Source organism: Streptomyces sp. SPB162 (assembly GCF_029504575.1).
Classification (GTDB): domain Bacteria; phylum Actinomycetota; class Actinomycetes; order Streptomycetales; family Streptomycetaceae; genus Actinacidiphila.
The window spans coordinates 154,966-178,521 of sequence record NZ_JAQFII010000001.1; the positions used below are offsets into that span (position 1 = coordinate 154,966).

27 protein-coding genes are annotated in these 23,556 nt (G+C 70.9%); 10 read left to right on the plus strand and 17 right to left on the minus strand.

The annotated features are described in order from the left end of the window. Positions 1–125 precede the first annotated feature (125 nt). Together M2266_RS00760 and M2266_RS00765 are read left to right on the plus strand one after the other, a co-directional pair. Positions 126–947, plus strand: a complete 822-nt coding sequence (locus M2266_RS00760) for a methyltransferase domain-containing protein (protein ID WP_277436299.1) — start codon at positions 126–128, stop codon at positions 945–947. 107 nt (positions 948–1,054) lie between these two features. Beyond that, positions 1,055–1,243 carry a DUF4236 domain-containing protein gene (locus M2266_RS00765; protein ID WP_277436300.1) on the plus strand — a complete coding sequence of 63 codons (189 nt, stop codon included), beginning with the start codon at positions 1,055–1,057 and terminating at the stop codon, positions 1,241–1,243. Between the two features lie 22 nt (positions 1,244–1,265). Here M2266_RS00765 and M2266_RS00770 read toward each other — a convergent pair whose 3' ends face one another. From M2266_RS00770 to M2266_RS00780, 3 genes are all read right to left on the minus strand, one after another. Continuing rightward, positions 1,266–2,144 (minus strand): endo alpha-1,4 polygalactosaminidase, encoded by an 879-nt coding sequence (locus M2266_RS00770; protein WP_277436301.1) that lies wholly within the window; start codon positions 2,142–2,144, stop codon positions 1,266–1,268. A 700-nt stretch (positions 2,145–2,844) separates the two neighbouring features. Next, entirely contained in the window at positions 2,845–3,597 is a 753-nt protein-coding gene (locus M2266_RS00775; protein ID WP_277436302.1) for a transglycosylase SLT domain-containing protein, read from the minus strand. Between the two features lie 462 nt (positions 3,598–4,059). Then, on the minus strand, positions 4,060–4,773 hold the full coding sequence (locus M2266_RS00780) for an SDR family NAD(P)-dependent oxidoreductase (RefSeq protein ID WP_277436303.1): 714 nt from the start codon (positions 4,771–4,773) through the stop codon (positions 4,060–4,062). Between the two features lie 101 nt (positions 4,774–4,874). On the opposite strand from M2266_RS00780, the gene M2266_RS00785 reads away from it, so the two are divergent. Next, complete coding sequence (locus M2266_RS00785; RefSeq protein WP_277436304.1) at positions 4,875–5,705, plus strand: helix-turn-helix transcriptional regulator; 831 nt, start codon at positions 4,875–4,877, stop codon at positions 5,703–5,705. A 104-nt stretch (positions 5,706–5,809) separates the two neighbouring features. Further along, positions 5,810–6,181 carry a VOC family protein gene (locus tag M2266_RS00790; protein ID WP_277436305.1) on the plus strand — a complete coding sequence of 124 codons (372 nt, stop codon included), beginning with the start codon at positions 5,810–5,812 and terminating at the stop codon, positions 6,179–6,181. Between the two features lie 80 nt (positions 6,182–6,261). Here the strand turns inward: M2266_RS00790 and M2266_RS00795 are convergent, their stop codons facing one another. Next, positions 6,262–7,041, minus strand: coding sequence for an alpha/beta hydrolase (locus tag M2266_RS00795; RefSeq protein WP_277436306.1), 780 nt, complete (start codon positions 7,039–7,041; stop codon positions 6,262–6,264). A 61-nt stretch (positions 7,042–7,102) separates the two neighbouring features. On the opposite strand from M2266_RS00795, the gene M2266_RS00800 reads away from it, so the two are divergent. Next, entirely contained in the window at positions 7,103–7,522 is a 420-nt protein-coding gene (locus M2266_RS00800; protein WP_277436307.1) for a MarR family winged helix-turn-helix transcriptional regulator, read from the plus strand. A gap of 135 nt (positions 7,523–7,657) precedes the next feature. Continuing rightward, positions 7,658–8,335 carry a transcriptional repressor LexA gene (gene lexA / locus M2266_RS00805; RefSeq protein WP_277436308.1) on the plus strand — a complete coding sequence of 226 codons (678 nt, stop codon included), beginning with the start codon at positions 7,658–7,660 and terminating at the stop codon, positions 8,333–8,335. Between the two features lie 54 nt (positions 8,336–8,389). Here the strand turns inward: lexA and M2266_RS00810 are convergent, their stop codons facing one another. The 5 genes from M2266_RS00810 to M2266_RS00830 form a co-directional block, all read right to left on the minus strand. Further along, positions 8,390–8,890 (minus strand): hypothetical protein, encoded by a 501-nt coding sequence (locus M2266_RS00810; RefSeq protein WP_277436309.1) that lies wholly within the window; start codon positions 8,888–8,890, stop codon positions 8,390–8,392. Positions 8,891–9,066: 176 nt separating this feature from the next. Next, positions 9,067–10,353, minus strand: a complete 1,287-nt coding sequence (locus tag M2266_RS00815) for a DUF3533 domain-containing protein (protein WP_277436310.1) — start codon at positions 10,351–10,353, stop codon at positions 9,067–9,069. Positions 10,354–10,470: 117 nt separating this feature from the next. After that, the gene (locus M2266_RS00820; RefSeq protein WP_277436311.1) at positions 10,471–12,177 is read right to left on the minus strand and encodes an AMP-binding protein; all 1,707 of its coding nucleotides are present in this window, start codon (positions 12,175–12,177) and stop codon (positions 10,471–10,473) included. Between the two features lie 2 nt (positions 12,178–12,179). Next, the gene (locus M2266_RS00825) at positions 12,180–12,776 is read right to left on the minus strand and encodes an isoprenylcysteine carboxylmethyltransferase family protein (RefSeq protein WP_277436312.1); all 597 of its coding nucleotides are present in this window, start codon (positions 12,774–12,776) and stop codon (positions 12,180–12,182) included. A gap of 69 nt (positions 12,777–12,845) precedes the next feature. Continuing rightward, the gene (locus tag M2266_RS00830) at positions 12,846–13,529 is read right to left on the minus strand and encodes an MMPL family transporter (protein ID WP_277441018.1); all 684 of its coding nucleotides are present in this window, start codon (positions 13,527–13,529) and stop codon (positions 12,846–12,848) included. 112 nt (positions 13,530–13,641) lie between these two features. On the opposite strand from M2266_RS00830, the gene M2266_RS00835 reads away from it, so the two are divergent. From M2266_RS00835 to M2266_RS00850, 4 genes are all read left to right on the plus strand, one after another. Further along, the gene (locus tag M2266_RS00835; protein ID WP_277441419.1) at positions 13,642–13,821 is read left to right on the plus strand and encodes a hypothetical protein; all 180 of its coding nucleotides are present in this window, start codon (positions 13,642–13,644) and stop codon (positions 13,819–13,821) included. 330 nt (positions 13,822–14,151) lie between these two features. After that, on the plus strand, positions 14,152–14,397 hold the full coding sequence (locus M2266_RS00840; RefSeq protein ID WP_277436313.1) for a hypothetical protein: 246 nt from the start codon (positions 14,152–14,154) through the stop codon (positions 14,395–14,397). 28 nt (positions 14,398–14,425) lie between these two features. Then, complete coding sequence (locus M2266_RS00845) at positions 14,426–14,557, plus strand: hypothetical protein (RefSeq protein ID WP_277436314.1); 132 nt, start codon at positions 14,426–14,428, stop codon at positions 14,555–14,557. A gap of 12 nt (positions 14,558–14,569) precedes the next feature. After that, positions 14,570–14,695 (plus strand): hypothetical protein, encoded by a 126-nt coding sequence (locus M2266_RS00850; RefSeq protein WP_277436315.1) that lies wholly within the window; start codon positions 14,570–14,572, stop codon positions 14,693–14,695. Between the two features lie 567 nt (positions 14,696–15,262). Here the strand turns inward: M2266_RS00850 and M2266_RS00855 are convergent. The 8 genes from M2266_RS00855 to M2266_RS00890 all read right to left on the minus strand — a co-directional run bounded on the left by M2266_RS00855 (position 15,263) and on the right by M2266_RS00890 (position 22,775). Then, a complete protein-coding gene (locus M2266_RS00855) occupies positions 15,263–16,153 on the minus strand; it encodes a 4'-phosphopantetheinyl transferase superfamily protein (protein WP_277436316.1) in 891 nt (296 codons plus the stop codon). Continuing rightward, positions 16,150–16,746 (minus strand): ferritin-like domain-containing protein, encoded by a 597-nt coding sequence (locus M2266_RS00860; RefSeq protein WP_277436317.1) that lies wholly within the window; start codon positions 16,744–16,746, stop codon positions 16,150–16,152. The genes M2266_RS00855 and M2266_RS00860 overlap by 4 nt, the downstream gene beginning before the upstream one ends. Beyond that, complete coding sequence (locus tag M2266_RS00865; RefSeq protein WP_277436318.1) at positions 16,743–17,846, minus strand: SDR family oxidoreductase; 1,104 nt, start codon at positions 17,844–17,846, stop codon at positions 16,743–16,745. The genes M2266_RS00860 and M2266_RS00865 overlap by 4 nt, the downstream gene beginning before the upstream one ends. After that, positions 17,843–18,778: a hypothetical protein gene (locus M2266_RS00870; protein ID WP_277436319.1), complete on the minus strand. Its 936-nt coding sequence runs from the start codon at positions 18,776–18,778 to the stop codon at positions 17,843–17,845. The genes M2266_RS00865 and M2266_RS00870 overlap by 4 nt, the downstream gene beginning before the upstream one ends. Beyond that, positions 18,775–19,035, minus strand: a complete 261-nt coding sequence (locus M2266_RS00875; protein WP_277436320.1) for a hypothetical protein — start codon at positions 19,033–19,035, stop codon at positions 18,775–18,777. Before M2266_RS00875 ends, M2266_RS00870 begins: the two co-directional genes overlap by 4 nt. Further along, positions 19,025–19,939 carry a diiron oxygenase gene (locus M2266_RS00880; RefSeq protein WP_277436321.1) on the minus strand — a complete coding sequence of 305 codons (915 nt, stop codon included), beginning with the start codon at positions 19,937–19,939 and terminating at the stop codon, positions 19,025–19,027. Before M2266_RS00880 ends, M2266_RS00875 begins: the two co-directional genes overlap by 11 nt. A 56-nt stretch (positions 19,940–19,995) precedes the next feature. Beyond that, positions 19,996–20,967, minus strand: coding sequence for a 3-oxoacyl-[acyl-carrier-protein] synthase III C-terminal domain-containing protein (locus tag M2266_RS00885; protein ID WP_277436322.1), 972 nt, complete (start codon positions 20,965–20,967; stop codon positions 19,996–19,998). 296 nt (positions 20,968–21,263) lie between these two features. Further along, on the minus strand, positions 21,264–22,775 hold the full coding sequence (locus M2266_RS00890; protein WP_277436323.1) for a PucR family transcriptional regulator: 1,512 nt from the start codon (positions 22,773–22,775) through the stop codon (positions 21,264–21,266). Positions 22,776–23,556: the final 781 nt, after the last annotated feature.

Sequence of the window (23,556 nt, forward strand, 5' to 3'; positions counted from 1 at the left end):
GGTGGCCTCGGCGTTCTCGCGAATTTTGGGGCATCCGTCGACATGTCGACGGATGTGTCCCGAGCGGCGGCGAGCCGGCTCGCGGTTCTCGGAGGTCGGGGTGGGGTGGGCTTTAGGATGGCGGGATGGCGGATTCTCGGCCCACTTCGGCGTTTCATGTGACCAACATCGGCGTCACGCCCACGGATCGGCTGATCGGTGCGCTGGACGCGCAGGCCGACAGCGCGGGTGTGCGCAGGCTTCGGGCGTGGGCTCATGCGGCGGTGGCCGCGCGGCCCGGGGAACGGGTGGTGGACGTCGGCTCGGGCACCGGGTCGGAGACCCAGGTCCTCGCGGCGGCCGTCGGGCCGACCGGCGAAGTGCTCGGGGTCGAGCCGCACGACGGGCTGCGGGCGGCCGCGGAACTGCGGGCGGCCGCGGCCGGCAGCGCCGCCCGGTTCGTCGCGGGCGACGCGGTGGCGCTGCCGCTCGACGACGCCGGCACCGACGTCGTCTGGTGCGAGCGCGTCTTCCAGCACCTCGCCGAGCCCGCGAAGGCCGTCGGTGAGATCGTGCGCGTGCTGCGACCCGGCGGGCGCGTGGTGCTGCTCGACACGGACTGGGCGACGTCCCTGCTGTACCCCGGCGACCCCCAGGTCGTCGCCGCGCTGATGCGCCGCGCACTGAAGGCTGCCGCGAATCCGCACGCCGGGCGGCAACTCGTCGGCCTCCTGGCCACGGCGGGACTGGAGATCACGGATGTCGGATCGCAGGCACTGATCCAGAGCAACACCGAAGTCAACTGGCAGCTCATCCGCATGCTCGGCGAGTCCGCGCTGCGCGAGGAGCTGATCTCCGAGCAGCAGCGGGACGCGCTGTACACCGACCTCACCTCCGCCGCCGACGAGGGCGCGCTGCACATGTCCGTGACCATGTTCGGAGTGGCCGCGAGGCGTCCTTCCGCCTGATGCTCCGTCATCCGAAGTAGCCCACGGAATTTTCGGCACGCGGAGGTAGGACGGGGCCACTTGGGGCAGACGAGGCTCATCACGATCCACCGATCGAGGAGGCTCACATGCCCATCACCTTCCGCAAGTCGTTCCACATCTTCCCCGGCGTCCGGCTCAACGTGAACCGCAAGTCCCTCTCCCTGACCGTCGGTTCGAAGGGCAGCCATCGCACCTGGTCGACCACCGGCAGAAGGACCACGTCCGCCGACCTCCCGGGTCCCTTCGGCTACCGCCACACCGACACCCGCGACTGAGTCGGCGCACGGCCCGGCCGGCTCAGCAGGGCCGGCGGACGTATCCGCCGCTGCCCGCGGCGGACACGTCCTTGTCGCGCTGGACGATGCTCAGCCGACCGCCCCACTCGGCGCACGCCTTCGCCAGTCCCTGCGACGTGTACTCGATCACCAGCACCTCACTGCCGAAGGCCGCGGTGTACTCGGCGCACTCGTCGAGTGCGCCGCACTCCTCGGCAACGGCGAAGTCCAGGCCGTTGGACACGTGCGCCCGCGCCAGCTCGGCCGTGTTCTTCTGCCCGATGGCCAGGCCCCTTTCGTGGGCGTGCGCGGACAGCAGACGGATGAAGGCTTGCGCATCGTTCTCGGTCAGCAGCCCTTGGGACCGGGTGTAGCTGTCGAAGTTGTCCGGCTCGATCGCCTGGAAGCCCTTGGCCGCGCAGCCGTCGATCAGGCCGTTCACCTTCGCGGCCACCCGCTGCCGCTTGGCGGCGGTGCTCAGGTCGAGCAGTGCCTCGTTCCAGTCCCGGTCCATGACGATGGAGGTGTCGGCCTGCCGCAGCAGGAGATCGGCATCCCAGTCACCTTGGGCGCCGGGCTGGGCCTGGAAGGCGTTGACGTAGCAGATGTTGTAGAGCCCGGCCGCGGGGTCCGCTTCCCGGTCCCGGCTGACGACCTGGACACCGGTCGGCGGCGGGTAGGCGCCGCCGATCTGGTAGTCGAACCCGGCGTGCGCGGGCGGCAGCGTGACCGCGGCGCCGTGGGCGCGGGAATGGGCCGTCGAGTGGATGACCGAAGGGGCGTCGGTCGCCGCTGGGGGACCCGAGGTGCCACAGCCGGCCAGCAGAACAGCCGCCAGCGCGGCGGGACCGAAGCGGTGGAGGGTGCGGATGCGGGACGAACGGATTCGGGACGGACCCACCCGTGGACTCCTCGTACTGGCGGGCACGTCCCCGCCTCGGATGCCGCGGGCGATCCTGGCGACTCGGTCCGGGCTCATGGCGAGATCGCCTACCGGCTGGGCGTGCCTCTGACGTCGGAGTTCGACGTCCGCGTCCCCCGCAGGCTATCAAGCGGCCGGGTCATGGACGACCGAACGACCGTCCGGCCAGGACGCCTCGCGCCATGGCCGGACAGTCGGTCGGACAGTCGGTCGGACAGTCGGTGAGGAACGCCCCGTCCTGTCGGGGCCCGTGTACAGACACAGGTTCCCGTGCGGGCAGTCGGCCGCGTCTCCGGTCGCCGGGTGTCCCGTGACCCCGGCGACGGATGCGTTGTTGTTGTTCCCGGCCGCGGGCGCGGCGGCGTTCGCGGACCCGGTGACCGCCAGACCGGCGACGATCGCGAGCGTGCCGACCGCCGCCGCGGCTGCTGTGCGCGATGCCATGGTTCCCCCTGCGAATCTGGTCGCGGCAAACGGGCCGACCCGAGGCCGGCCCGTTTGCCGCGACCAGATTCGCAGGGGGTGGACGGGGGTGTCATTCCTTTCGATCACCGTCGAAAGGTGCAGGTGAGCCCGCGGGTCGGCGCACAGACGGACGGCCCCTCCCAGGCCAGGACCTGGGAGGGGCCGAAGATGACCGGGGTGGACACGGTCTCGCCGATGGGGGCGGCGGAGTGGATCAGTAAGCGGAGTTCACGTTGTCGATCGAGCCGTAGCGGTGGGCCGCGTAGTTGGCAGCGGCGGTGATGTTGGCGACCGGGTCGGTGAGGCTGTCCTTGGTGCCGGCGACGTGGTAGGTGTCGAAGGTCGGCTGGATGACCTGCAGGAGACCCTTGGACGGGATGCCGTTGATCGCGTTGATGTCCCAGTCGTTGACCGCGTTCGGGTTGCCGCTGGACTCACGGATGATGTTGCGGTGCAGGCCCTCGTAGCTGCCGGGAATGCCCTTGCTCTTCATGATGTCCAGCGACTGGCGGATCCAGCCGTCCAGGTTGTTCGTGTACTTGGGGGCCGACACGGCCACGGGCTTTCGCACGGTCGAACGGTTCGCGGCCGGCTTGGCCGCGTGCTGCTTGGCCGCGACGGGTTTCGGTGCGGCAGCCTTGGCTGCGACCGGCTTGGCCTTCGCCTTCGCGGGCCCCTTGGTGAGGTCGTGCGTGGAGTCCTTCGCGGCGGCGGGCTTGCCGACGTAGGCCGGGTAGGACTGGGCGGTCACTCGCTGGCTGAGCCCCTGGACCTTCGTGCCGGACTGGCTGCCGGCGGTGACCTTCGCGACGTCGACGGCCGGAAGCGCGGAGGTGCTCTGGGTGGTGGTGCCGGCCAGCGCGAGGGCCGTGGTGCAGCCGGCGGCGGCGAGCGCCACAGCGGAGACCTGGAGACGCTTGGTGGGACGGAAGGTGCGCAGGGCGGAGAGCTGAGTGCGTGCGGGCATGCGGGATGTACCTCTTCCAGGCGGAATCAGGGGGACGGCCGGCCGTAGTGGCGGCGTATGGAGCAGGTGGCGGGCCCGTTCTCGCTGATGCGTCGGGAGGCCGCGGCGCTCATGTCGTTCTTACTCGACCCATGGTTAACGCGGGCCGTCGGCGATGGCAAAGACCCCGCCTACTATCCGTCGTAGTATGCGAAGCCGAATGGCACCCGGCGGCGTGCGGCGCGGCCCGCGCAATCCGGCGAAATCGTCCACTAAGCAACTTCGGAAGTGACGTAGGTCCTGTGCCCGGGCTCACGCGATTCGGGCATTTCGCACCCCGAAAACCGGCCGCTTCACGAAAGGGCGGCCGTTGATCGCGCATCTCCTATTGCTTTGTCGCACCCCTACGGAATAACGCCCCCGGGCAGCAGTATGGGCACCGACGTGACCGTCGGTGCCCATACGTTCACCTGCCGCCGCAGCTCACCAGGGAAGGACGCCTTCCGCGTCGAAATAGCCGCCGGTGGGGCCGTCGGGGCCCAGCTGTGCCATGCGCACGATGATCTCGGCGCCCTGTTCAACGCTCTGTATTCCGGTGTTCGCATTCAGGTCGGTCTCGGTGAAGCCGGGTTCCACGGCGTTGATCCGCATGTTCGGGAACGCCTTCGCGTACTGCACCGTCACCATGTTGACCGCGGCCTTCGACGCCGGATAGGCCACGCCCGGGTAGGCGTACGTCGGGGTTTCCGGGGTGGTGACCCGAGAAAGCGAGGCCAGGCCGCTGCTGACGTTGACCACAACGGGGGCGGCGGAACGCCGCAGCAACGGCAGAAACGCGTGGAGAACGCGCACCGTGCCGAAAACGTTCGTCTCGAATGTCGTCCGCATCACGTCCGCGGTCAGGCCCGCGGCATCGACCACGACGATTCCGTCGTCACGCATCTCCGCCTGAATGCCGGCGTTGTTGATCAGTACGTCCAATCCCCCGTCGGCCTCGACGGTTTTCGCCGCGGCTCGCACGGACGCGTCGTCGGTGACGTCGAGCTGGACCATGCGCGCTCCCAGCTGCTCGGCGGCCCGCCGGCCGCGTGCGGCGTCCCGGCTGCCGAGGTAGACGGTGTGTCCCGCGGCGATGAGCCGGCGGGCGGTCTCGAAGCCGAGACCCTTGTTCGCTCCGGTGATCAGTGTGGTCGTCATGCCTCCACGCTGCGGCACAGCACACGGGTGGCACCAGGCCCGGATCTTCCTGGGACTGCCAGTACCAGGTACATCCGAGCCGTCCGGTGCACAGTGGTGACATGGCGAGCGAGGAGTTCGGACGCACGGTGCGGCGCTGGCGCGATCGGGTCCGCCCGGAGGCCGCGGGTCTGCCGAGCGGTGGCCATCGCCGCGCTGTCGGTCTGCGCCGCGAGGAGCTCGCCCTGCTGGCCGGGATCTCGGTCGACTACGTCACCCGCCTCGAACAGGGCCGGGCGACCAACCCCTCGGAGCAGGTCGTCGAGGCCCTGGGACGGGCGCTGCGCCTGTCCGCGGACGAGCGCGAGCATCTGTTCCACGCCGCCGGACTGGTCCCGCCCGGACAGGGCACGGTGCCCGGCTACATCACGCCGAGCGTGCAGCGGATGCTCGACCGGCTGAACGGAACGCCGGTGGCGGTCTCCGACGCGGCGTGGACCCTGCTGTTGGCCAATCCTCTGTACGTGGCGCTGATGGGCGAGCGGCACGGCAACGAGCGCAACGCCGTGTGGCGCACCTTCCTCGGCCCGGCCGGACACGTCCGCCATACACCCCAGTCGCAGCGTACGCTCGAGATCGCGCAGGTCAGCGCGTTGCGTGCGACCGCGATCCGGTATCCGGCAGACCTGCGGGTACGGCGGCTGATCATGGAGCTGCGGGCGGGAAGCGAACGGTTCGCCGAGCTGTGGGACGGCGGAGCCGTCGGCCGGCACGAGGCCGGCCGCAAGACCATCGACCACCCGCTGGTGGGTGTCCTGACGCTCGACTGCGACATCCTCAGCGTCGCGGGCAGTGACCTCCGCATCATGATCTACACCGCCGAGCCCGGCACCCCGGACGCCGAACGCCTCGCCCTCCTCTCCGTACTCGGTATCCAAACGCTCACCGGGTAGCGGCCCGGGCGAGGGGTGGTCGGTCGGCGGACCGGCGTTTTCGACGACCATGGTTCCGGGCGAACGGAGGACCTGCCCGGACGATCACCGGCACACTGGCCGACATGCCTGTCTCGCTGCACCACATCGTCATCGACGCCCACGACCTGCCCGCCCTGGCCCGGTTCTGGGCCGGGGTCCTGGGCTGGCGGATCCTTTCCGAACGGGAGCGGGAGGTCGTGATCGGCCCGGACGAAACCGCGCCGGTGGGTATCTGCTTCATGCCGGTGACGGACCGCAAGACCGTCAAGAACCGCCTGCATCTTGATCTGACATCCCCCGCGGAGGAACGGGAGGCCGAGATCGAGCGCATCCTCGCGCTCGGTGCCCGCAGGGCGGACGTCGGGCAGAGCGGCAGTGAGTCATGGACCGTGCTGTCCGATCCGGAGGGAAACGAGTTCTGCGTGGTCCGTCCGAAGAAGACCCTCATCAGCTGAGACCCGTTCGGGCAGACCATGGCCGGAGCCGGATGACGGGGCCGGGCAAGGAGGCCGTCACTCGATCGGCCGGACGGGTCCTACGTGCCCGGCTTCAGGTAGGCGTCGATCAGGGCGAACGTGGCTTCGGGCTGCTCGATCTGCGGCAGATGGCCCGCCTCGGGGATGATCTCGAGCCGTCCGTTGCCGAACGCCTCGGCGTACGCCGCGCCGTAGGCGGGGGTGACGATGCGGTCGCTCTCTCCCCACAGCACGAGCGCCGGGACGTCGACACGCCCCAGGCGGCGGAGGAGTTTGGGGTCGTGCATGTAGGGGTTCCCCGCGAGTTCCCGCAGGGTGGCCTGGTTGGCCTCCCGCAGGGCGAGCTGCTCGGTGGGGATGTCGGCGGGATCGACGTAGTAACGGGCCGAGTCGTGCCAGGCGTACTCGGCCAGTCCGGCGGCGTCGAGGGCGAAGAAGTCGGTGATCGGCTCGGACTCGACGTGCACGCCGGCCGGGTCGATCAGGACGAGTCCGGTGATGAGGCCCGCGGTGTCCCGCACCGCCATGTCGGCGGCCGTCCAGCCGCCGAGCGAGGAGCCGATGACGAGTACGTCGCGCAGCTTGAGGTCCTGGAGAAGGTGCAGGTAGGCGAGGGCGAGGTCGTCGATACCGGTCAGCCATGCGGGGCGGGGAGCACCGTTCCAGCCCGGGTGGGTCGGTGTGATCGTGTGCAGGGTCTCGGCGAACCGTGCCGCGATTCCGGCGACGGTGGCCGGGCCTCCGCCGCCGTGCAGGATCAGGCAGGGCCGGCCGGAGCCGGCTTCGGTGAGGGTGAGGGACAGGTCGGAGTACACGTCAACCGTGCGGTTCGTTGGCATGCCCCGACTCTAACTAAAGATGTTTATATAAACAAGCTTGGCCATGGACTAGGCTGGCTCCATGCCCGATGAAGTGCAGGTCCTTGGAAGAGCGGTGAAGCAGGCCCAGTACAAGCAGCACCGGGCGCTCGAGAGCCGGCTCGCCGCGGCCGGAACCACCCTCGCGCAGTGGGACGCCCTCCGGGCCATCAGCCGCACACCCGGAGCCCCGGCCCGCGCGCTGGCGGGAGCCACGTTCCAGAGCGAGCAGGCGTTCGGGACCCTCGCCGGCAGGCTGACCGCCCTCGGACTCATCGAGCGCAGGCCGGGCCGCGGCCGGCGCATCGAGCACTACCTCACCCCCGCCGGCGAGGAAACCCTGGCCACCGGACACCGGATCGCCGACCAAGTCCTCACCACGTGCTACGCCGCCCTGTCCCTCGCCGACCGCACCACCCTGATCGAGCTCCTGGGGCGCATCGACATCGACCTCGACGCATAGGACGGGGCCGGGTGCGAGAGTGAGTCACCTCAGGGATAGCCTGAGCCTTATTCGAAAAGTCGTTCCCTTACCCGGTCTGTCCGGGTTACTGTGCTTCTCTCACCATGATCGCCAGCGAGGGAGGGCGCGCGGAGCATGGACAGCCGCAAGTCTGCAGGACGCCCCGGCCGACCGCCGGGTGCGCCGGGCAACTACGACGGGCTCACCAGCCGTCAGGTCGACATCGTCGCCACCATCCGCGACTTCATCGACAGCACCGGCTACCCGCCGTCGATGCGGGAGATCGGCCAGGCCGTGGGCCTGTCGAGCACCTCCTCGGTCGCCCACCAGTTGATGGTGCTGGAGCGCAAGGGCGCCCTGCGCAGAGACCCTCACACACCGCGCGCCTACGTGCTGCCGGAGGACTCGCGCCCGGCGCAGCCGGCCGGCCGCACGACGACCACGCCCGTGCCGCTCATCGGCAGGATCGCGGCCGGCAGCCCGATCACCGCGCAGGAGGACGTCCAGGACGTGCTCGACCTGCCGCGGCTCCTGGTGGGCGAGGGGGAGCTGTTCGCCCTGGAGGTCGTCGGCGACTCCATGATCGGCGCGGCCATCGTCACCGGAGACTGGGTCACCGTCCGCCGGCAGAGCTCGGCCGCCAACGGCGACATCGTCGCCGCGATGATCGACGGCGAGGCCACCGTCAAGCGGTTCAAGCGCGACGCGACCGGACACGCGTGGCTGCATCCCCACAACGACGCCTACTCCCCCATCGCCGGGGACGACGCGACGATCCTCGGCCGCGTGGTCGCCGTGATGCGCCGGATGTAGCCTCCGCTCCGATGGACGGCGCGCGGTCGGATCCGGCCACCTGCCCCGATCCGCTCAGCTGCCTTCGGTGCGGGCCTCGTAAGCGGTGATCATGTCATCAACGGCGGCGGGACCAGGGGCGATACCGACCCAGGCGCCGGCGTCGGTCCACATCTGGAGCGGGTCGGCGCCGATGTCGTCGGTGGTGCCGCTGACGATGACGTACGGGCCGTAGCGCTCGAGCGTCTCGGGCTCGATCGCGCGTACCGGCGCGCGCGACAGCACCTCGATGGCTTCCACCCTCAGTCGCAGCACGCCGTCGGCGCTCCCGCCGGGCAGCATCAGCACCCCTTCGACCCGCAGCAGGTCGCCCTCCTCCAGATCCTCCAGGGCGGTCCTGACCAGCACGGGATCCGTCACCAGGCACGGCAGCAGCATCTCGTCCGCCGCGTGGTCGGTGGGCGAGTGGATCAGACGGAACGCCGCCGTCGCCCCGTACGCGTCGCCGGGCGCGGGGGTGGGGATCTCTTCGACGTAGCCGTCGAGCACCAGGGCGACGGGCTCCAGCGCGCCCATCAGCGGGCGGTGGTGGTGGCGGCGACCGGGGTCGGGGTCGTCATGGTCTCTCCGATGGATCAGCGGCCCGGTCCGGGTCGACGTCAGGCGGTGGCGAATACGAGTCCGTCAGCTCCCAGTATCCCAGCGACGCCGGTGTGCCTCCGCCAGCCCTGCGTCGGGCGGCTGGTGCCGCGTCAGACGTGTTCGGGGACGATCCGGTGCAGGCCCTTACGGTCGTAGTAGCCGGTCATCGCGAAGCCGAAGGCCAGAGCGGCGATCGTGCCGACCGCGATCATGATCCACGCACGGGTGAGCCCGGCGTCCGCCTGGGCGCCGAAGTACATGATCGCCCGCACGCCGTCGGCAAGTTGCCGCATGGGTTCGAACTCGGACAGCACGCGGTAGAAGTCGGGCAGCGCCTGCAGCGGAATGGTCGCACCCGAGGACGGCAGGGCCAGCGCGATGAACACGAACATGCTGATCAGCTGCCCGATCCCGCCGAAGGCGGCCAGCAGGGCCTGCACCCCGAGCCCCACCGCGGCGGTCGCGCAGAACGAGAAGACCCACAGCAACGGCAGGTGCGACGCGTCCATCCCGAGGATCACCACGGTCGCCAGCATGATCAGACTGGACGTCAGCGCGGAGAGTCCCCATGACATCACGCAGGTGACGATGAACGTCCGGGTCCGGGTGATCGGCACGGTGGGCCGCTGGGTCCGCACGGGCCCCAACTCGCTGGCCGCGTATCCGAGCGCGACGTCGACGCCGTTGCTGATCACGCTCGCGCCGAGGAAACCGGACAGGACCAGGAGCAGCGTGTAGTAGAAGGCGGTCAGGCCCAGGCCGCTGTGCGAGCCGATGGCGTGCCCGACCGACACCTTGACCGTCACCGGGTCCTGCAGCAGGAGCCGTTCGGCGTTGCTCGGGGCACCGCCCCCGGGGCGCGGCCGCGCGATGAGTGACGCACCGAGCTGCGCCGACGCCCCGTGCGCCGCCTGCTGGGAGATGGAGCTCGCCAAGGAGGAGGCCAGGCTGCCCGCCCCCGGGTTGGTCAGCACCGACATCGTCGGCCGCGCCGGCTGCTGCCGGGTCGGGGCGCCCAGTGCGCCGACGGCCGCGGTGAAGCCGTCCGGCACCTCGAGGACGCCGTACAGCTTGCCGGAGGCGAGTCCGTGCCGGGCAGCGGCCGCGTCGAGCCGCCGCCAGGACGCCTGCTGCTGTGACGAGGCGGACGCGGCGATGCCGTCGGTGACCTGTTCCCCCAGATTCGTCCGCTGTCCGGCCACCACGGCGCCCCGGTCGGCGTTGACCAGGCCGATGGGCATGTCGCGCAGATTGCCGCCGGGGTTGAGGATGCCGCCCATGTAGACCAGGGAGAGCAGCAGGGCGACCAAGCCGATGATGGTCGCGGGGAAGGCCCAGATCTTGGGATTCCCCACGACCTGCCACACGGTCGCGCCGCCCGCGGTGCGCTGGTTCACCGGCATCGCTCTCCATCGGTAGCCCGGACAGCCCTGGTAGCCCTGGGTGGCCCTGGTGTCATCCGAGGGGAGAGTATCCCGTTTTATCCGTTTTGCTCCTCTTCTGAAGCCCGGCGATCAGGGATTGCGGCACACGGCGCCGGAGAGAGCGCCCTCCTGGAGCAGTTGCCACATGTGACGGCGGCGCAGCTTGCCGCTGGTGGTGCGCTTGAGCAAGCCGCGGCGGCCGGTGACGAGGGTGAGGGCGGGCTCGGGGCCGAGTTCGGCGCGCAGCATCTCGGTCACCTTCTCGGTCCAGGGCCCGGGGGCGGCTTCCACGAAGACGGCGACGCCCGCCCGGCCGCGGTCGTTCAGGGCCACCACCGCCGCGCGGTCCCGGTCCACCCCGATCACGGCGGCGACCTTCGCGTCGAGGTCGTCGACGTAGACGCTCCGTCCGCGGAGCTTCAGGCTGTCGCCCATCCGGCCCAGGACGAAGAGCTGGCCGTCGTGCAGGAAACCGGCGTCGGCCGTGCGCAGTTCACCGTCGACGAAGCGGGTGGAGTCAGGACCACCCTCCCGCCCCGCGTGATACCCGGCTGCCACCGAGGTGCCCGACACCGCGATCTCCCCGAGACGGCCCGCCGGGACGGGGGCGCCGTCCTCGTCGAGGATGCGGACGGCGACGCCGTCCCCGTCCTGGGGGAAGCCGTGGCCGACGAGCCAGCCGGAGCCCGGCTCGACAGCCCGGTCGCCCAGTCGCGCGGTTGCCTCGACGACCACCTCCCGGCCCATGCGCAATGCCGCCCAGTCGGGGTGCAGCATCAGCAGCGGCGCGGTGGCGCCCGACACCGCGAGGGTGTTCTCCGCCAGTCCGTAGGAGGGCACATACGCGTCCGGGGAGAACCCGGCCGGTGCGGCGAACCGGGCGAACGCGGAGAGCGCCGCCGGGTCGACCGCCTCGGCTCCGACGCAGACACTGCGCCACCCGGACAGGTCCAGCTCGTCCAGCCGTCGCGGGCGGACCCGCCGGGCCGCGTAGGCGAAGGCGAACGACGGCGCCGCCGAGTGCGCCGCACGGCCGGGCGCGAAGCAGGCCAGCCAGCGGGCCGGGTCGCGGATGAACTGTTCCGGGCGCATCAGCCACAGGTCGCTCTGCGAGGCGACCGGGAAGAGGCAGCAGCCGATCAGGCCCATGTCGTGATGGAGCGGCAGCCAGGACGCGAAGCCGTCCCCGTCCCGCCATCCGATCAGGCGGCTCTGCAGGGCGCGGTTCGCCGCCAGGTTCTGCCAGGAGACCCGGACTCCGCGGGGTCGCCCGGTGGAGCCGGAGGTGAACTGGAGTACGGCGATGGCGTCCTGGGGCGGAGCCACCGGATCCTCGGGTACGGGATCTCCGGGCACGGGTACCCCGTCAGTGATCTCCTGGGGCGTCCACGGACGGCCGGGAAGCCCCGCCCGGGTCATCGCGCGGGCTGCCAGGGCGTCGAACTCCCCGCTCGCGACCACCAGGGCGGGCGCTGCCTGCTCCAGGATGGCGACGATGTGCTCGACGTACGCGTCATCGGTCTGGAACGAGGGCGGCGGCAGCGGGGAGACCGTCGCGCCGGCCGCCCAGGCTCCGAACAGCGCCGCCAGACAGGGCAGCCCGGTGGGCATCAGCAGGCACACGACGTCGCCTCGGCGGACGCCGGCCGACCGCATCGCGGCGGCGGCCCGGTGGGCGGCGGCCGCCAGCTCCGGATAGGGGACGTACGCCCAGCCGCCGGAGTCGTCGGCCAGGTGCACGCCGCGACCGGGACGGGGGTCGGTCAGCCAGGCGGTGAGCGGCGGAAGGTCCCGCACGGCTAGCTCCCCACCCGGCTGGTCTCCGCCGGCGCCGCCCGGCCGGGACGGGGCAGGAAGCGTCCCGTCCCGGCGAGGTACCTCCGGTACTCCGCCCCGAACTCCGACCCGCTGAGCCGGCGTTCCTCCTGCGCGGCCGTGGTGTTGAGCGCGAAGAACCCGTAGCAGAACAGAGCCGCCGTGACCGGGTGCGGGAAGAGCGCCGCTCCGCTGAGGAACGCCAGCAGGAAGGCAGCGTAGAACGGGTGCCGGATCAGTCCGTAGGCACCGTGGGTCACGATGTGCCGCGGCTCGTCGTTCTCCTGGTGCCACAGCGCGACGGGGATCCGGTGCGTGCCCAGGGTCAGGAAGATCAGGGCGATCGAGACGGCGTTCAGTGCCACCGCCACGAGATCCAGCCCGGTGCGCCAGGAGTCGGGAGCCATCGGCTCCCAGCCGACGGCCGTGGACACGGCGATGAACAGCGGAGTGAGGCCGAAGGGCAGGGCCGTGAGCCACCACTTCGCGTTGAAGCGGCCGTCGGACCGGAAGAAGACTCTGGGGAGCGCTCCGATGACGGCGAAATTCAGCAGGAGGAGGAAAAGGGCGGGCTTGTCCACGGGATCGGGGTCCTTTCGAATGCGGCACGAGGAAAAATGGGAGGCGCGTGGCAGCGGAGAGGCCGGGGCTCACACCCGGCCTGAGGGCTCCGAGGGCTCGGAGGCTCGGTCGGACGGGGTGGCCGGGGTCGGCCGGCGGCCCGGCAGCCACCAGTTCCAGCGGCCCATCAGCCGCATCGCGGCGGGCACCACGATGAGCCGGATGACGGTGGCGTCCAGGGCGATGGCCAGCGCGAGGCCGAGGCCGAGCTGCTGGATCGGCATGATGCCGGTCAGTGCGAAGGCGCCGAACACCGCGACCATCAACAGCGCGGCCCCGGAGATCAACGGTGCGGTCCTGGCCATCCCGGCGGCCACCGCGGACGTGTTGTCCGCGCCGGCGTCGTGCTCCTCGCGGATACGGCGGAGCAGGAAGACCTCGTAGTCGGTACTGAGGCTGAACAGGATCGCCAGCAGCAGGATCGGGACGAAGTTCTGCAGGTGGTCGGAGCGTTCGAAACCGAAGAGCGTGGAGCCCAGGCCGCGTTGGAAGACCAGCACCAGCACGCCGTAGGTCGCGCCGAGCGACAGCACGTTGATCGCGATGGCCTTCACCGGCAACAGCAGGGACCGGAAGGTGACCAGCAGCATCAGGTAGAGGACGGCCAGCATCACCGCGACCACCTCCGGCAGGGCGTCCCCGATCGCGGTGTTGGCGTCGGCGCCTTCCGCGGTCTCGCCGCCGACCACCGCGTGCAGGCCGGGGGTGCTGATCCCGGGCCGCCGCCGAGCGGACGGAAGCCAGCAGCGCGCGGGAGTCGTCGGACGAGGCGTAGTCGTCCCCGATGACCTCCAGCACCATCGTGCGGCGGTCGGCGGAGACGTAGTGGTCGACGGTGCCGCGGGCGTCGCCGGGCAGGCGCGAGAACACGGCCGCGTCCAGCCCGGCCAGCGGCCGCTCGGGGCTGACGGAGCGCAGCACGTCCAGCGGGGAGCGGACCGCGGTGACATGGGGCAGCCGGGCGAGCCGCTCCTGCAAGGCGGCGACCTCCCCGGCGCCGGGTGACGCGGACAGCGCCGTCCGCGACGTGATGACGACCTGGTGGGGGGAGGCCGTGCCCGGCCCGAACTGCTCGCGCAGGGTGTCGAAACCCTGGCGCACGGGGGACGAGGTGGGCGCGATGCGCGCATCGGGGGTGAACGTGTGCAGGTCGAGGGAGGGAGCGGCCAGCGCCAACAGGGCGGCGCTCGCCAACGTCAGGAACAGCACGGGCCGGCGCATGATCTGCCGCGCCAGCCTCCCCCAGCGGTCGCCCTGTTCCGCCGTCGCCGGGCGATGCTCCCCTGGGGCCCGCCGCCCGGGCAGGCGTCCCCACAGGATGCGGTCGCCGACCAGATGGAGGACGACGGGCAGGACCACGACGCTGGCCAGGGTGGCGAAGGCGACCACGACGACGATACCCAGCGCGATGGAGCGTATGACGTTGAGGTCCACCAGGAAGAGGCTGGACATGGCCAGGACGACGATCAGCCCGGAGAAGAGCACGGTTCTCCCGCTGGTCCGCAGGGCCGTCGCCAGCGCGGTGGTGCGATCGCGACCGGCGGTCAGCTCATCGACGTAGCGGGAGATGATGAAGAGTGAGTAGTCGACACTGACCCCCAGCCCGATCATGGTCGCCGCGTTCTGGACGAAGATCGACAGCTCGATGTGCGCGGCCAGTACGGACATCACCCCGAAGGTGAGCACGATCGCGGTCACCGACACCACGAACGAGACCACGGCGGCGACCACCCCGCGGTAGAGCAGCAGCAGGATGAGCAGCACCAGCGGGAAGGTGATCAGCTCGGCTTGCTGCAGCCCTTCCGCGCTCAGCTTGTTGATCTCGCCCCAGAACGTTCCCGCGCTGACCATCGAGACCCGCAGGCCCTGGGGCGCGTAGCGGTGGTCGATCTCCTGCTGCACGTCCGGCAGGACGCGACGGGCCGTCCCGTCGTCCAGCGCCGATCCGACCGTGGTGACGGCCGTCCGGCCGTCCTTGCCCACGAACTCCTTCCGGGCGTCGCCGGACAGGGTGAGCCAGCCGTAACTCCCGGTCGCCTGCAGCCGCTTGTCGCCGGTGACCTCGCGCATGACCCGGCTCATCCGCCGGTCGAACTCCGCGCTGCCGGCCAGGTTGCGCTCGTCCGTCACGACCAGCGTGAGGTTGCTGGCGCCCCGGTCGGCGAATCCCGACCTCATCGACTGCACCGCCCGCAGCGAGTCCGATCCGGGGACGTACCAGCCGCCGCCGCTCAGCCGGTCGGCCAGCGGCAGGGCCGCGACGGCGGCCGCGACGAGCGCCACCAGCCAGACAGCCAGCAGAGGTCCGCGGAACCGGTGGAGGGCTTGGCTCAGACGCTGCGACATTCCGCGCTCCGGGGGGTCGGGTGGAGAGGCGTGTTCGGGCGGTGGGACGGGCCGGCGAGGCAGCGTGCGTGCCGGCCGGATACGTGGTCGGGGTCCGGCGTCAGGGCCGCGCGCCCACCAGTCCGGCGAGTTGCCCCAGGGTGGTCACCTCCCGCAGGTCGGCCTGGGTGAACAGCGCGTCGAACTCCTCCTGCAGGTCGACGGCCATCTCGACCAGCAGGAAGCTGTCGGCGGCGAGGTCCCGCAGCTGCGTTTCGGGGGTCAGGGAGTCGACGGGAACCGAGAGCGTCGCGCTGATGCGGTGGGCGACGTCGTCGAAGGTGACGGAGGGCACGGGTGCGGTCCTTACGGGTGCGATCGGTGAACGGTGGGCGGAGGCCGCCACGGCCAGCCGGGCATCGCCGAACCGGGCGGCGGTGTAGCCGAAGACGGCGCCGTGCGGCGGACGGCGCCGGGCGGGGCCGGAAGCGGCTGCCGGGTCGTCGGTGGTGTAGTCGCGCAGAACGGTGTGCCGGTTGTCGGGATCCGCTTTGTACAGCGCTTCCTTGACCGTCCACAGCCGTACGTGTTCCGCCGCGCGGGCGCTTTCGGCGACGGTGTCGAGCCAGCAGCGTTCGCGGTCGTCGAGGAAGAAGCGCGCGGTCGCCGCGGGTGCCTCGCGGACGGTTTCCAGATCGACACCGACGCCCGCGACGTCCTCGTCCGGGACCGCAAGGCCGGCGGCGACGGCTGCTCCCCCGACGTGGGAGAGCGACAGCCGGCGGTGCGGGAAGGCATAGCCGGTCGTGTCGGTGGGCAGCCCCAGTACCCCCAGCAGCGTCCGCAGGGCATGGCGCGCGATCAGCCACTGCTCCCGCTGCACCCGGCCGGTGAGTACGGCGAAGCGCGCGCCCTCCCGCCGGGTCAGCGAGGTGGGGTGCAGCGGTCTCCGGGTCCATACGGCGAGCACCGTCGTCCCGCCCCGGGCCGGGGGCGCCGCGGTGCCGGTCACGCCGCGTCCCCGTCGGAGGCCGGATGCTCCAGGAGCGGGCCGCGGCCGCCGAGGAACGAGATGCGTTCGCCGTACTCCGCGAGGGTCTTCGCGTAGACCTCCTCGTCGGCCGTGGTGAAGCGGGCCAGGGTGGAGTCGATGTACTCCTGGCCGTACCGGCCCGCCATCTCCTCCAGGGCGTCCTTGACGTACTTCACGTGCCAGCGCTCGTCCTCCATGATCGTCTCGATGGTCTGCCGGACCAGCGGATGGGTGTCCCCGGCCCGGAGGTGGCGGTGGTACTGGGCGATGACCCGCTTCTCGAAGACCTGGGTGACCGCCATGACCTCCATGAGGTTGGCGGGCAGCCCGACGGCCTCCAGGTACTGGTCCTGGTAACCGCCGGACAACTTCACCGCCGTGTGGCCGAGGTCCTCGATGCAACGGGTCCAGTACTTCGCGTGGTTGGCCTCGTCGGCGAAGTGGTGGGTCACGTTCGCCTGCAGCGGGCTGCCGCGCAGGGTGCGGGCGACCCTGCCGAAGAACAGGGCGCCGTTGATCTCGGAGGAGCGGTAGTAGCTCAGCAGCCACAGGTCGTTCTCGGACAGGGTCACGATGTCTCCTCGGGCCGGCGGCCCCACTTCGAGGCGACCAGCCGGGTGCAGACGGCTTCGGTCAGCGCGTGCGGATCGGGGGCCGCGTAGCCGGGCCAGGCCGCCCGCAGCGCTTCGTTGTGGAACGTCTTCGGCAGGTAGAGCTGCGCGGCGAAAGGCGAGACCGAAGCGAGCGACTGGTGCAGCGGCCCGGCGCGCAGCCCGGTGGCGGCCTGCAGCAGGTCGTCGAAGCTCTCCCGGTCGCAGGGGACCGGCCGCAGCAGGCCGCGCCGCTGGAATCCGGCGTCGCGGGCGAAGACGGTGAAGGCGGTGTCGACGAGTTCGCCGAGGGTCGGCGTCTGCTCCGGGTCGGGGCAGACGTGGTAGACGCCGTCGACCACCGCGGGATCGAGCAGGTGGGTGACCGCCGACACGGTGAAGTCGGCCGTCGCGAGGGAGAGCGGCGTCTTCTCGTCCCCCGGGAGCAGTGAGAGCAGCCCGTAATGGAAGAGCTTGAGCGTGTTGTGGAAGACGTTGTACTGCGTCACCCGCCCGCTGTCGTCGTCGGCGATGATGGTGGGCAGCCTCAGGACCGAGACCGGTAGCCGGTCCGCCGCGTCCAGGAGGTGCTCCTCGGCCGCCCACTTCGACCACTCGTAGTGGTTGACGAAGCCGGCGGGCACCGACGGCTCCTCCGCGATGTCGCCCTGCCGGCTGCCCGCGGCGTACAGCGTGGAGAGCAGCGCGAAGCGCCGCAGGTGTGCGCAGCGTTCGGCGAAGGCCCGCAGCCGGACGGTACCGGCCACGTTGACGTCGTCGGCGAGGTCCCGTTCGACGTTGAAGCGGGTGACGGCCGCCGCGTGGACGATGCGGGTGACCACGCCCGGATCCACGTCGCTCAGCAGGTCGTCGTGGCGGACATCCGCCGCCACACACCGGGTCCGTCCCGCGGCGGCCGACCCCAACTCCGCCGCCAGCCGCTGCTGTTTGCGGGCGAGTTCGGCCGCGGAGGCGGCGCGGACGGCCAGGATCAGCTCGTCGTCCCCGTCGTCGAGCAGTGCGGCGGCGAGCCGGCGGCCCAGGTAGCCGTCCGCGCCGGTGATGACGGTGGTCCCCCTCACGCGGTGCCTCCCCGCAGCTTCGCCAGCACCGTCGTCGCCGCGTCCTCCAGGCAGGGCCAGGAGGCCGGGTCGAGGCCGTGGCGGTCGGTCAGGGCGAACAGCCAGCGTTCGAGGCCGAAGGCCACGCAGCAGCTGTCGGCCGGGCGGCCGTCGCGGCTCAGGCCGAAGCCGGCCCCGAAGTGGTCGTGGTGCCGGTTGACCGACGCGATGGCCAGGTCACCTCCGTACGTCGCCTCGTGCTTCACCGGCTGGACCCGCTGCAGCAGGTGGCGCGGGTTGCCCTGGGGCCGGAAGAAGGGGTCGGTCGCCGCCAGCCACTGCACGTCCAGGTCGATGAGCCCGAAGAACAGGTCGACGGCGGAGCGGGCGTGGTCGAGGAAGTCGACCGTCTCCGCGGTGGTGCCGAGGCAGACGATCTCCCGCATCGTGAAGCTGCTCAGCCGCCGCAGCGGCACATGGTGCGTCTCCTGACGGAAACAGGTGTTCCGGGTCGTCAGGTACAGCGGGCCGTCCAGGGCTTCGCCCTGGTGGGCGTTGTAGAGGTGGTAGCAGGCCGCCGGGGTCAGGACCTCGGTGACCGGCGAGAGGCCGGGCAGCTCGACCCGGCCGTCGTCATCCGCGACGGGGCCGTCGAGGAAGGCGTCGATGTTCTCCTCCTCCGGGCTCAGCCGGGCCACGAAGGTCGCCTGGTGCGGGAAGGAGCGGAGGTAGCCGACCTGCTCCAGCCGCTGGGCGGGCAGCGACGCGGGATGCCGCTCCTCCTGCGCGTCCCAGAGGGAGGCGAGCCGCACGAAGGCGCGGTCGCAGTCCTCGAAGAGGCGCAACAGCGGGCCGCGCAGGGCCGCTTGTCCGGACGGCTGCCAGGACAGACCGATACGGTGCAGAGCGGTGAGGCGGTCGGGTCCGGCGGTGTTCGCCGTCGCGCGGGTCACGGCGTCACCGCCGCTCCGCCGAACCGGTCCACGATCGTGTGGATGTCGCGGAAGTCCCCTGGTCGCAGGTCCTCCACGTCGATCGGTGAGGCACGCAGCCGTTCCAGGAACAGCAGCAGTTCCGGCAGGTGCACGGAGCGCAGGTGCCGCTCCTCGAACAGGGGCGTGCGGTCCGTGAGGTCCGCGGCGGACAGGCCGGAGGCCTTGCCGAGGACCCACGTTCGCAGCCGGTCCCGGATCTCCTGGTCAGAAGGCATCGACCGGCTCCTTGTCGAGAATCCCCGCCGCGATGAGAAAGGTGACGACCTTCGTCGAGACGTCACGGCGGTGGGCGCGCTGGGCCGGAGCGGACCAGGCCTGTTCCGCGACTTCCCACGGCTCGTCCAGCCCGGCGTCGGCGTAGACGTCGGGGTTGTAGTACTCGCGCCAGCTGCCGACGAAGAACTGCTCCAACTCGCCGTGCAGGTCCGCCACCGTGTCGGTGCCCCAGGACGGGACGCAGGCCTCCCACAGCGCGGTCACCAGTTGGCGGCCGAACACCAGGTGCCGCGATTCCTCGACGTGGTGGTTGTCGTTGATGAAGCGCGCCACGGGATGCAGCCGGGCGTCCCGGGCCTGGATCCAGTTGTAACGGTCCACGATCTCCTCGAAGATCATGGTCTTGGCGAAGAAGAGGAAGTCCTCGACGCTCTGCGAGCGGGCCTCCGGCAGTGCGAACTGGCGGGTGCGGTACACCTTCGCGTACCGGGTGCAGAAACCGCCGAAGTAGATGCTGTGCTTGTTCTCCTCGTCGAGGAAGTGGTGCAGGTACTCCGAGACGCCCAGCAGGTCCTTGCGGTACAGCCGCTGCGCCAGGCCCTGCATCAGACCCTTCTCGCCGTGGATGTTGAGACTGTAGAAGTTGACGGCCTCATGGAAGGCCAGCCGTCGCCTGGCGGCCTCATCGAGCGTCTCCCACAGCGGGGTGCCGTACAGGCTCACGTACTCGGGGGAGCTGAACCACTCCTCCTCGGGCCGGACCTCCGCCGGCCACTGCCCCAACGTGACGTAGGGGTTCTGGTAGGAGCGCTTCGACAGGTGGCTGAGTCTGTTCACCGTGTCACCGAGTGAGGCGATCGCCTCGGCGAGCCGGGGTTTCGGGGTGTTCTCCGTACTGCTCAAACGATCCTCATCAAACGTCTCTGGTCGTTGGTCGGGTGTGCCGGTGACCTGCCGGCTCACCGTGGGAAGGAGTCGGTGGCCCGCAAGATGACGCACTGCCAGTTCAGGCCGAATCCGGCCATCACGAGGGCGACGTACTGACCGGACCGCACCCGGCCGGAAGCGATCAGTTCCGCGAGGTTGACGATGTTGTCGGCGGAGATGACGTGCCCCACGTCCCGCATGGACGAGAAGAAGACCTTCCCGGCGTCCACCCCCAGCAGGCGGGCCAGGATCTGCCACGCCTTGTCGTTGGTGTTCTGCGTGACGACCCAGTCCAGGTCCGCGGCCGACAGGCCGGCCCGGGTCAGGGTCTCGCGCACCAGCCGGTGCGTGTACGCGAAGTACATGCCGACCGTTTCGTCGTCGTCCGCCTGTCCGAGGCCGCCGTTGGTGATCTGGTGTGCGGTCACCAGCCGGAACGCGGCGGGCTGCCGGCTGACGACACAGGCCGCCGCACCGTCGGAGATCAGGTTGTAGGCCTGCTCGTACCGTGCCCCCTCCGGGAAGCGGTCGGCCGTCACGCACAGCACCCGCTCCCAGCCCTCTTCGGCCTGGAGCATCGCCCCGGCCAGCCGCAGGGATCCCAGCATCGCCGTGCACGCCTGCTGGTTGAGTCCGATGACGACGGCCTTCTCGAGCCCGAAGTCGGCCTGCAGCCGGCCGGCGGGGAAGTCCATCAGGTGCTTCACGTCCCGGCTGCGCTCCCAGGCGGCGGGGTCCCCGGCGTTGCCGTTGACGGGCAGGCACGTCGCGTAGACGATCGCGTCCACCTCGCCCAGCCGACCGGAGTCGGCGAGCTGCGCGGTGGCGTTCTTGGCCAGGTCATAGGCGCTGGTCGTGGGCTCGCAAACGTGGTGCCAGCGGAAGCCCGCCGACTCCAGGTCCTGCGCCGAGGACATCAGGCGCCCTGCGGCACCCGTCTCACTGACGTGTGCTTTACGTTCGCCCAGTGCGTGGACGAACGAGTCGACGAATACGTCTGTCACAGCATCTCTCCCAGCAGGAACTCGGGGACCATGGGCCGCGCCGCGATCCGTGCCGCCTGCCGCGTTGCAGACGGGACCGTCGGCCCGGGAGGGTCGGCCGCTCATCTGGAAGCCGGTCCGTGCACCGGTGGTGAAGCCGGCCACGTGTGCGTGTTCCCCCACCTCCAGGGTTCCTCGCGGCGCCGCCGTAGTCGATGGCCGCCTGCTGCGGATTGCCGTGACCCGGCTGTGCGCCGCGCACAACGCGGCAGGTCAGGGGGTTCTGGGCGGTGAGAAGCCGGGACGTGCCGGTACGGTCAGGGGCAGCGCACGGCCACGAGGGCCATCCGGCACGCGAGTTGGTGCCGGGCGTCGTCCAGCGCGCTGCCGGTCAGCGTTTCGACGCGGCGCAGCCGATTGAGCACGGTGTTGCGGTGGCAGTGCAGTTCGTCGGCGGCCCTGGCGGCCGAGCAGCCGCCGCGGAACCAGGCGTCCAAGGTCGCGAGCAGCAGGTCCCGCTCCTCCTGGGGGCAGTCGAGCAGCCGTCCGAACGTGTGGCGTGCCAGCCGCTGCGCGACGTGCGGGCTGGTCACCACGAGGGCTTCCAGCAGGTGGTCGTCGAAGGCCGCGACGCCCGGCGCGGCGGCGGGCAGCGTCTGCAGGGCGGTCTCGGCGCAGTGGTAGGCGGTGGCGATGTCGGCGAGGCTGTCGACCTCGCAGGAGATCCCCACCCGCCGGGCCGCGCCGACCGAAAGGGCTTCCACGAGGCGTCCCAGCGAGGTGGCACCCAGTTCCAGCAGTCCGATGTGCCGGTCGGCGCGCCTGCGCCAGAGGGTCGTCACCGCGTGGGAGGGCAGAGCATGTCGCAACGCCCGCGGCACCCCGTTCCTCGCGCCGTCGTGCTCCCCGTGCTCCGCGTGCCCCCCGTGCGCCGGCGCCTCATCGGCCACGGCGATCACGACGAACCGGCCGCGCGCGGGAAGGCCGAGACTCACCTGTGCCTCGGCCGCGACCACCGGCTCGACGCCCCGTCCCTCGATCAGCGCGTCGATCACCGTCTCGCGGTGTTCGGTGCTGCGGCGCCGGTGGTCGACCTCCGCCAGTTGGTGCCCGTCGACGAAAGCCTGGGAGTAGCTGTCGAGCGCGTCCCAAACGGGCCCGCTCTCGTCCAGGAGGCGTTGCAGCACTTCCGGGGAGAGCGCACGGGCCGCGTCGAACAACTTCTCCCAGAGGAGTTGCGTGGCCAGCCGGTGGACCTGCAACAGGGATTCGACCGACACGCCTTCCTGTGCGCGGTAGCCTCCCCACGTCCTGGGCACGGCCAGCGGGTCGCTGTCGGTGGGCGGCCTGCCGGCGAGGATCCGCAGGAAGCCGAGGACGTTCTCGTGAAGGGAACGGCGTATATCGGACCCCGGTACGAACTCCAGGTACCCCACCTCCCTGCCCACGGTGAGTTCCATGAGCTCGTCCACGAGGTGCGGGAGCTGCCGCAGCAGACCTTCGGCGAGACCTTGCACGACGGGGGTGCGGGCGGCGCCTCCCTCGCGCGGTGAGGGGAGTTGTAGGGCCGCCTCGTGACCGCCGGCCTCGGCGGCACTCCGGGCGGCCGGGACGACCGGGGCCGACGGGGCGTCGACCACCGGGTGCGCACGGCCCGGTAACTCCCCCGGGCGGCCGTCGCGGGCCCTGCCCGGCGGGCCCGGCGGGCCTGCCGGGGTACGGGATTCGGCTGAGGCGGACGCCTCGGGCAGGGGCGTGCCCGGCCGGCCGGGACGTGCCCGGTGCTCCGTCAGCTGCTTCTCCACGGACGCGGTACCTCTGGTGAACATCGGCGGTGCTCCTTCCGGTCGTTCGGCGGACGGCGGCGGCACCTTCGCGCACGCGCCTCGGGCGACTGCCTACCGCTCGTGCCCGTGCGGAGCCGAACAGGGCGTCCGCCAGGGCCGCATCGCCAGGTCCGCGAGCGGCGACCGGGATCACCGGACCGTCGACCGCTTCGTGGGCAGCGCGACGGGGGAAACGAGCCCGTGCGGCATCCAACCGGGCGGGTCCCACCCTCGGACGCCCGAGCAGTCTCGCAGCATGTTTATCACCCTCTGGAACAAGGAAGTTACCGTACGGTATCGAATCAGCCGCGCTCCGGCGCGAGGACGCCGGCCGCGCCACCGGCCGTGCGGCCCGGCGGAGCATAAGAGTTCCTAAAGCCGACCTCATGTCGTCCTGAAGGCCTCGGCGGCACCGCTCCGCCGAGGTGGCGGATCCGGAGGTCTATACCTCCAGTGCAATGTCACTGAAATACGCCGGTCACAGCAAACTCTCAGCATTCATGACCGGGCGTCAGTTCACCCCGACGCGCCCCATCGCGAACCTTCACCCCGTCTGAGGGCAACGAAATCCGTGTCGATGGACGGGCGTTCGATGTGGCAGTGTCCCGCCGCAACGCAGTCCGGACGCGATGATGGGATGAACTTGTTGCAGCTCAGAGATCGAGGCGAGCACCGGCGCCGTTCGAGGGCCAAGAGGCGGACCGTCCTCGCGATCGCGCTGGCGTCGGCCACGCTGGTCGCCGGCGGCGTCACCGCGCTCGCCACGACGGGCGCCATCGGCGGC

Coding starts and splice junctions, on each gene's coding strand:
- M2266_RS00800 (WP_277436307.1), top strand. CDS start 7,103: ATGCCCGATGAAGTGCAGGTCCTTGGAAGAGCGGTGAAGCAGGCCCAG.
- M2266_RS00775 (WP_277436302.1), bottom strand. CDS start 3,597: ATGCCCGCACGCACTCAGCTCTCCGCCCTGCGCACCTTCCGTCCCACC.
- M2266_RS00785 (WP_277436304.1), top strand. CDS start 4,875: ATGGCGAGCGAGGAGTTCGGACGCACGGTGCGGCGCTGGCGCGATCGG.
- M2266_RS00795 (WP_277436306.1), bottom strand. CDS start 7,041: ATGCCAACGAACCGCACGGTTGACGTGTACTCCGACCTGTCCCTCACC.
- M2266_RS00790 (WP_277436305.1), top strand. CDS start 5,810: ATGCCTGTCTCGCTGCACCACATCGTCATCGACGCCCACGACCTGCCC.
- M2266_RS00850 (WP_277436315.1), top strand. CDS start 14,570: ATGAGCAGCACCAGCGGGAAGGTGATCAGCTCGGCTTGCTGCAGCCCT.
- lexA (WP_277436308.1), top strand. CDS start 7,658: ATGGACAGCCGCAAGTCTGCAGGACGCCCCGGCCGACCGCCGGGTGCG.
- M2266_RS00760 (WP_277436299.1), top strand. CDS start 126: ATGGCGGATTCTCGGCCCACTTCGGCGTTTCATGTGACCAACATCGGC.
- M2266_RS00765 (WP_277436300.1), top strand. CDS start 1,055: ATGCCCATCACCTTCCGCAAGTCGTTCCACATCTTCCCCGGCGTCCGG.
- M2266_RS00780 (WP_277436303.1), bottom strand. CDS start 4,773: ATGACGACCACACTGATCACCGGAGCGAACAAGGGTCTCGGCTTCGAG.
- M2266_RS00890 (WP_277436323.1), bottom strand. CDS start 22,775: ATGTTCACCAGAGGTACCGCGTCCGTGGAGAAGCAGCTGACGGAGCAC.
- M2266_RS00840 (WP_277436313.1), top strand. CDS start 14,152: ATGGAGGACGACGGGCAGGACCACGACGCTGGCCAGGGTGGCGAAGGC.
- M2266_RS00875 (WP_277436320.1), bottom strand. CDS start 19,035: ATGCCTTCTGACCAGGAGATCCGGGACCGGCTGCGAACGTGGGTCCTC.
- M2266_RS00810 (WP_277436309.1), bottom strand. CDS start 8,890: ATGGGCGCGCTGGAGCCCGTCGCCCTGGTGCTCGACGGCTACGTCGAA.
- M2266_RS00845 (WP_277436314.1), top strand. CDS start 14,426: ATGGTCGCCGCGTTCTGGACGAAGATCGACAGCTCGATGTGCGCGGCC.